Raw genomic sequence first — 7,062 nt, 5'->3', positions numbered from 1 at the left:
GGTTGGTTCTCGCAACCCGACCCTACCGGGAAACCCGATGGCCACCGTAAGCTACACCACGTCTGGGGACGTCACCCTGGCCAAACAACACCTTCACGCTCAGGCAGAACTGGATGGCAGCATCAGAGATGTCTTTGGTCGCCCGCGTTTGTCGGCCCGTTTCGCCAGCCACGTCATGTCGAGGTCAAACCAGAGCAGCAGCGAACCCCGGCTTCGAAGCGACTTGTTGTGGCTGGACCTGTTCATGGTTCGATAGCGGGGGAAGACGGATTCGAAAGGCCACCGATCTAACCTACGGGATTCGTTATCTGAATCCCGGCCAGTCGTTATGCAACACCGCCGGACAGGCCGCTTGTCGTCCCGTTTTTCCTTGACCATGGTCCCGACAGAATGACTCCATCAAGCGCAAATCGTTCGGCATGACGGGTGCGGCCCCTGTATCGGTGACAGGCCCCCCGATATGAAACCGGAAACAGCCGCCTCAACACGCCGGTTGGGCCACGCTAGACACGCGAAAAATACCAAAGGAGACCTCAATGGAATATGCGGCGGTGTTATCCCCCGAACTTCGCGCGTTTATTGCAGAGTCCGAAGCTTTGACTCCGTCTGGGCTCGCTGCGGACGACTGGGCCGCCGTGCGGGCCGCATATGATCGAATGGCAGCGCAGATGCACTTGGGGCGGCCGAAGGATCTAGTTGTTTTCGACACGCAAATATCAGGCGTTGGCGTACGCGTTTACGGGGATGCCCCGACCGATACGCGGCCCGTGACGGTGATCTACGCCCATGGCGGCGGGTTTGTTGTCGGGGATCTGGACAGCCACGATGACCTCTGTGCCGAGATTTCCGATCGGACGGCATTGCAGGTCATTTCAGTTGACTACCGCCTTGCGCCAGAACATCAGCACCCTGCGGCCTATAACGATCTGGCTGCAGTCGTGCAGGCAGTTTGCGCGCAAGGCCCTGTCGTTCTGACCGGAGACAGCGCCGGAGCCACTCTTTGCGCCGCGCTTTTGGGAACGCTCGGCGATTGGCCGATCGATGCGACACGGATACGCGGCCAAGTCCTGATCTATCCCCTGCTTGGCTATGAACCGCGCGGCGGCAGCTTTGACATTCATGCCGACGCGCCGCTTCTCAGTCGTGACGATTTGGCGGTCTACGCGGCGGCGCGGGGCGGCGATCCGGACGATCCGCGCGCCACGCCGGCAAGCGGCGATTTACGCGCCCTGCCCCCGACGCGTCTGTTTGCGTCGCAATGCGATCCGCTCTGCGATGATGCGACGCGCTATGCCGAGGCGGCTAAGACGGCGGGCGCCGATGTATTCTGCGTGACGCAGATCGGCACGGTGCATGGCTGGCTGCGCGCGCGCGCCAGATCGCCGGAGCTGGCGGCGCAATTCACCGAGATTGTCGAGGCGATCCGCGATCTGGCCCGGTAACGCGCCCCCTATCGCGGACGATTGCCGCGCGATTTGCGGATCGGGTGACCAAAGGCGCGGCTGAACGCCTTGCTCAGCGCCGACGCATCCGAATACCCGCAACGCAAAGCGATCTCCCGCAGGTCGAACTCGGTGCTCGCCGCCAGATCCCGTGCATGTGACAGGCGCATCAGCTGGTAATAGCGCCCCGGCGCCATGCCCAATTCGGCCTGAAACAGCCGGTCCAAGGACCGCACTGTCAGCCCCGCCTTGTCTGCCAAGGCTTTGAGAGTCAGCGGCGTTTCCATGGTTTCCACCATGAGATTGACGGTCTGGCGCAGCTTGGCCGTGCCCTTACCCGCCAATCGCCCCGGGCCGCGGCCATGGGTTTGCTGGCGCTCGGCGTCGTGCAGGAACATCGTCGATGCGAAAAAGGCGCTCGCGGGGCCGAACCTCTCGGCGATGAAGGCCAGCATCAGGTCCAGCGCGCTCGATGCGCCGCCGCAGCTCCATATCCGACCGGTTTTCAGGTAGCGTTCAAAGCGAAGCTGCGCCTGCGGGAAGGCCTCGGCAAATTCGCTCAGCACCGCCCAATGCAGCGTGACGGGGTGGTCCGAAATCAACTCGGCGCTGGCCAGCAACCATGCCCCGGTATCGGCCCCCACGACCACCTGCGCGTGCCGCGACAAGCGCCGGATCACCGCCGGCCCGTCGCCTTGGGCATGGGCGCGAAACCCGTAGCCCGCAAGAACGATCAGCAGATCGCAGGCTTGCGGCGCGTGGGTGCGGCCATCAGGGGTGATGCTCAGCCCGCTCGAACTGCAAACCGGCCCGTTATCCGGGCTCAGGATCTGCCAGTGCAGATCGGCCTGCCCCTGATCACGCACCGCGCGCAGCGGCTCGAGCAGGCAGGACAGCACCATGTTCGAGAACCCGTCAAACAGCAGAAAGGTCACATTGGTCATCAAATTTTGTCCTGATCTGGCAATCTGATGTCATGATAGAACCATCCTTGCAGGGATGGCCAGCATAGGTTCGTCGCAAACCCTGACACTTGAACACCACTGGAACCGCCGCAGCCCGCCATCGCGACAGGCTGAGACAACAGGCGCCGCGACATAGGAGACCCCATGCCACTGACATTGAACAAAGAGGTTTTCATCACCTGCGCGGTGACCGGCTCGGGCGCGACGCAAGAGCGCTCCCCGCATGTGCCCCGCAGCCCCAAGCAGATCGCCGACAGCGCGATTGACGCGGCAAAAGCCGGCGCGGCTGTCGTGCATTGCCATGTGCGCGACCCTGAAAGCGGCGCCCCCTCGCGCGATCCGGCGCTGTATCGGGAAGTGACCGAGCGGATCCGCGACGCCGAGGTCGATGTGGTCCTCAACCTCACGGCGGGCATGGGCGGCGATATTGTTTTCGGACCGACCGAAGCGCCCCTGCCCGTCAACGCGGCGGGAACCGACATGATCGGCGCGAGCGAGCGGATGGTGCATATTGCCGACTGCCTGCCCGAGATCTGCACGCTTGATTGCGGCACCATGAACTTCGCCGAAGCCGATTACGTGATGACCAACACCCCCGGCATGTTGCGGGCCATGGGCGCGATGATGACGCAGCTGGGGGTGAAACCGGAAATCGAGGCGTTTGACACCGGCCATCTGTGGTTCGCCAAACAACTGGTCGAGGAAGGCACGCTGGACGCCCCGGCGCTGGTGCAGCTTTGCATGGGGGTGCCGTGGGGTGCGCCCAATGATCTCAACACCTTCCTTGCGATGGTGAACGCTGTGCCCGCCGACTGGACATGGTCTGCCTTCAGCCTTGGCCGCGATCAGATGCCGTTTGTGGCGGCATCGGTACTGGCGGGCGGCAATGTGCGCGTCGGGCTTGAAGACAACCTTTGGCTTGGCAAAGGGCAGCTCGCGACCAATGCGCAGCTTGTCGAGCGCTCCGTCGGGATCATCGAGGCGCTTGGCGCCAAGGTGATCGGCCCGGCAGAGGTGCGCGCGAAACTGGGCCTGACCAAACGCGCCCCGAAGGCGGTGGCCGCATGAGCGCCCCGGTGAGCCGAAGGCTGAAAGCAGCGATTGTCGGCGGCGGCGTGATCGGCGGCGGCTGGGCGGCGCGGTTCTTGCTCAACGGCTGGGATGTCGCGGTGTTCGACCCCGACCCCGACGCCACGCGCAAGATCAACGAGGTGATCGCCAATGCCCGCATCGCCCTGCCGGCGCTGTATGACAAGGCCTTGCCCAGCGAAGGAACGCTGACCTTCCACAGCGATCTGGCCGACGCACTCGCGGATGTGGATTGGGTGCAGGAAAGCGTGCCGGAACAGCTTGAACTCAAGCACAAGGTTCTGGGTGCCTTGTCCGAGGCAGCGCCCGCAGATGCGGTGATCGCCTCCTCGACATCGGGTTTCAAGCCGTCGGAACTGAACGCGCAAGGTGCGCGCGCAATCGTCGCCCATCCGTTCAATCCGGTGTATCTCTTGCCGCTGGTGGAACTGGTTGGTGCGGCGGAACGCACTGCGCCCGCGGCAGAGATCCTGCGCAGCATCGGGATGTTCCCGCTTGTCCTGCGCAAGGAAATCGATGCACATATCGCCGATCGTCTGCTCGAAGCGGTGTGGCGCGAGAGCCTCTGGCTGGTGAAGGACGGCGTCGCAACCACCGAGGAGATCGACGAAGCGATCCGCATGGGCTTTGGCATCCGCTGGGCGCAGATGGGCCTGTTCGAGACCTACCGCATCGCGGGCGGCGAGGCCGGGATGAAGCATTTCATGAAGCAATTCGGTCCCGCGCTCAGCTGGCCCTGGACCAAGCTGATGGATGTCCCTGAATTCACCCCAGAGCTGGTAGACCTGATCGCGGGGCAATCGGATGCGCAATCGGGGCATCTTTCGATCCGGGAACTGGAACGCCTGCGCGATGACAATATCGTCGGCATGGTGCGGGCGCTCAAGCGCTCGGGGTCTGGTGCCGCCGGAGTGATCTGCGCGCATGAGGCGGCATTGGCCGCGCCGAAGCGGCGCGAAGGCCTGCCGGTGACGGCGTGCCGTCAGGTGCCCTCCAGCTGGACCGATTACAACGGCCATATGAACGAGACGCATTATCTGGAAGCCGCGTCCAAGGCCACGGACCGCTTCATGGAACTGATCGGCGCGGATGCCGCCTATGTGGCGGGCGGCAAAAGCTATTTCACGGTCGAATCCCATGTCCGCTATCTTGAAGAGGTGCATGCAGGGGACCGGATCACCATCACCAGTCAGGTGCTCAACGGGGCTGGCAAGAAGCTTCACCTGCTGCATCGGATCTGGCGAGGGGATGGCACTCTGGCTGCGACGATCGAGACTTTGCTGCTGCACACTGATCTTGAGGCGCGCCGCGCCTGCGAGCCCGAAGCACATGTTGCCGATGCCCTCTCGAAACTTGCAGCCGATCACGCCGCCCTGCCCGCCGAAGGCGCTGGACGGTTCGTCGGGCAGCGCCCCACCGCCTGACGCAGATCACGGCGGTCGCGGCCGCCGTGATCCGACGCCGATGGCACCGCCGGCAGCATTTGCTCCGGCATGACAGCTGGCCGATATGTGCAGTCGGCCCCGGCAAGGCAACAAACCACGGGCTGGATGAACGATACCGCGGCGCTGAAGCGCCGGGGATCGCCGGCACAGGTTTTCGTCTGCAAGATGCTTGGTCTGCCCCCACGTTGATCCCGGTGACACCGCGACACAGCCGCGCCTGAGCACCGCGCGGCAACGTATCGCCCGACAATGTCCCGAGGAACCTTGATGATCAGCCGTCGTGTTGAGCAGCTGAGATCAACAGGGTCGCGGCAGACTTGAGGATTTGAAAAATCGAGCATATCTGGTTGTTCGCAACCTTCAAGGCGCGAGGACGACCAAGACATCCACAACATCGAAGGATGCGGCAGACAGGCTGGTCAACTCCGTCCGCCGCAAGCCCGTCTGACCGGTTCAGCGCAGGAGACTATCCGCTTTGTCCCGGCATCTATCAGGCGAGGAGCGCAACGCGGCGCCATGTCAACGTGAGGAAATATCTGAAGGCCTGTATGCGGCGGGAGATATCATCGATCTGGCGACACCGCGCCCCCGGCCACGTCGCCGCAAGTAAGGGACCTGCGATCTGCGGCCACGGCTCTGAAAGACCCTGTGGCCGCAAATCACCATCAAAATCGCTCCGCGCAAGATTGGCATGACAAGGGCTGCGGGCCTGGCCGCATGTCTGGCACGACGCCCCTTGTCAGAAACTGCGCGAGGGTGGGCGGATCGTGCCGGTGGCCACCATAATCGCTTTCATCGCCGAGAGTGCCCGAATTTATGTATCTGCGGCCTGATCCCTGCCTCCTGATAGAAGCAAGGCGGATGAGCCTTTGGTGACGTCCCGCTGCGTGGTGTAGGAGCGCCGACCTTCTGAGAGGTCAGGGTCTCTCAGGCAGCCACGGCGGGCAAGCTGACTGCAAGATTGTCCGTGGCGCGGGCCAGGGTTTCAAGGCTCATGTATCAGCGCGCCACGGCCCATTCGTCGTTGGCCTCCAACATTAGGGCGCCGAACAATTGAATGATGGCAGCATCGTTGGGAAGGGAGTGCCATGAAGTCTGTGTATCTGGTCCGGCCCATGCAGGTTTCAGATATGGTCACGCATTGAAGTGTTCGTCGAACATGATAGCGAACTGATTGCGGACGGCAAACCACTCTCGAACATTCCGTCCTCCTTTCTCGAAGTTGCGAATGGCCAGATAGATCAGCGTCGTGGCGGCCTGCTTGGTCGGGAACGAGCCTCGGGTCTTGATGGATTTGCGGGTCACCCGATTCAGACTTTCTATGTCATTCGTGGTGTAGATGATCTTGCAGATCGCCGGAGCGAAGGCAAAGAATGGGATCACCTCCTGCCAGGCCCACCGCCAAGCCAGGGCGATAGATGCGTATTGCCCGGCCCATTTTTCCTCAAAGGCATCCAGTTCAGCGGCAGCCAGAGCGGCGGTCGGTGCGCCGTAAATCAGACGCAGATCGGCGGCCACGGCCTTGCGATCCTTCCATGCGCAGACGTTCAGGGAATGGCGGAGCAGGTGGACGATGCAGGTTTGCACTGCGGCATCGGGAAAGGCTACCGTGATCGCCTCCGGGAAGCCCTTGAGGCTGTCTGTGACCCGGCAATGGTTTGCTCGCGAACCATGAGAGGGCACGACGGCGATCAGAATATCTTGAACCCGCGGTTCTTCAGCTCATTCATCACAGACAGCCAGAACTTGGCGCCTTCATTGACTGCAATCCACAGGCCAAGAACCTCGCGCACGCCGAGAGCCACATAGACGGCCTTATTCTTGGTTATCCGGCTGTCCCATCCCCGGCAGTGCATGTGTTCATGCACGAGAGGGAGCATCGCGGATTTGACGCGGAGCGCATCAAAAATGACTATGAAATACATCCGCTCCAGCGCCCGGAATTGCCATCCCCGAACCTCGTCCAGTACGGCATCGGTGACCCGGCTGATCCGGTCGGGGGGAAACCTGCAGGCCATAAGCGTCTTCACGATGCGCGCGAATGTCGATGATGTCCCAACTGATGGTGTAGCTCACGACGGGCCTCGCGCTCACCGGCGGGCCGAGCTTGTCAGTCGCGCT

6 protein-coding genes and 2 pseudogenes are annotated in these 7,062 nt (G+C 62.5%); 3 read left to right on the top strand and 5 right to left on the bottom strand.

What is annotated here, in order from left to right; genetic code table 11:
* Positions 1-79: 79 nt before the first annotated feature.
* Positions 80-246, bottom strand: a pseudogene (locus Q4543_RS23345) (transposase); the annotation flags it as partial.
* Between the two features lie 290 nt (positions 247-536).
* Here Q4543_RS23345 and Q4543_RS23340 point away from each other — a divergent pair.
* Positions 537-1,442 (top strand): alpha/beta hydrolase, encoded by a 906-nt coding sequence (locus tag Q4543_RS23340; RefSeq protein WP_303442355.1) that lies wholly within the window; start codon positions 537-539, stop codon positions 1,440-1,442.
* An 8-nt stretch (positions 1,443-1,450) separates the two neighbouring features.
* Here Q4543_RS23340 and Q4543_RS23335 read toward each other — a convergent pair whose 3' ends face one another.
* A complete protein-coding gene (locus Q4543_RS23335; RefSeq protein ID WP_303442353.1) occupies positions 1,451-2,386 on the bottom strand; it encodes a GlxA family transcriptional regulator in 936 nt (311 codons plus the stop codon).
* Positions 2,387-2,551: 165 nt separating this feature from the next.
* On the opposite strand from Q4543_RS23335, the gene Q4543_RS23330 reads away from it, so the two are divergent.
* Both Q4543_RS23330 and Q4543_RS23325 read left to right on the top strand, forming a co-directional pair.
* Positions 2,552-3,475 (top strand): 3-keto-5-aminohexanoate cleavage protein, encoded by a 924-nt coding sequence (locus tag Q4543_RS23330; RefSeq protein WP_303442351.1) that lies wholly within the window; start codon positions 2,552-2,554, stop codon positions 3,473-3,475.
* Positions 3,472-4,920: a carnitine 3-dehydrogenase gene (locus Q4543_RS23325; protein WP_216005483.1), complete on the top strand. Its 1,449-nt coding sequence runs from the start codon at positions 3,472-3,474 to the stop codon at positions 4,918-4,920. Before Q4543_RS23330 ends, Q4543_RS23325 begins: the two co-directional genes overlap by 4 nt.
* A 948-nt stretch (positions 4,921-5,868) precedes the next feature.
* On the opposite strand, the pseudogene Q4543_RS23320 reads toward Q4543_RS23325, so the two are convergent.
* The 3 genes and pseudogenes from Q4543_RS23320 to Q4543_RS23310 all read right to left on the bottom strand — a co-directional run.
* A pseudogene (locus tag Q4543_RS23320) lies at positions 5,869-6,018 on the bottom strand (IS256 family transposase); the annotation flags it as partial.
* Positions 6,019-6,075: 57 nt separating this feature from the next.
* Entirely contained in the window at positions 6,076-6,624 is a 549-nt protein-coding gene (locus Q4543_RS23315; protein WP_303442348.1) for a transposase, read from the bottom strand.
* Between the two features lie 8 nt (positions 6,625-6,632).
* Positions 6,633-6,971, bottom strand: a complete 339-nt coding sequence (locus tag Q4543_RS23310) for a transposase (protein WP_303442345.1) — start codon at positions 6,969-6,971, stop codon at positions 6,633-6,635.
* Positions 6,972-7,062: the final 91 nt, after the last annotated feature.

Source organism: Salipiger sp. 1_MG-2023 (assembly GCF_030547555.1).
Classification (GTDB): Bacteria; Pseudomonadota; Alphaproteobacteria; order Rhodobacterales; family Rhodobacteraceae; genus Salipiger.
The sequence above is the reverse complement of the archived record's forward strand: the minus strand, read 5'-3'. Positions and strand labels throughout refer to the sequence as shown.

What these genes read in the sequence shown, in the direction of transcription:
- Q4543_RS23330 (WP_303442351.1), top strand. Translation starts at nt 2,552, where the DNA reads ATGCCACTGACATTGAACAAAGAGGTTTTCATCACCTGCGCGGTGACC.
- Q4543_RS23325 (WP_216005483.1), top strand. Translation starts at nt 3,472, where the DNA reads ATGAGCGCCCCGGTGAGCCGAAGGCTGAAAGCAGCGATTGTCGGCGGC.
- Q4543_RS23340 (WP_303442355.1), top strand. Translation starts at nt 537, where the DNA reads ATGGAATATGCGGCGGTGTTATCCCCCGAACTTCGCGCGTTTATTGCA.
- Q4543_RS23335 (WP_303442353.1), bottom strand. Translation starts at nt 2,386, where the DNA reads ATGACCAATGTGACCTTTCTGCTGTTTGACGGGTTCTCGAACATGGTG.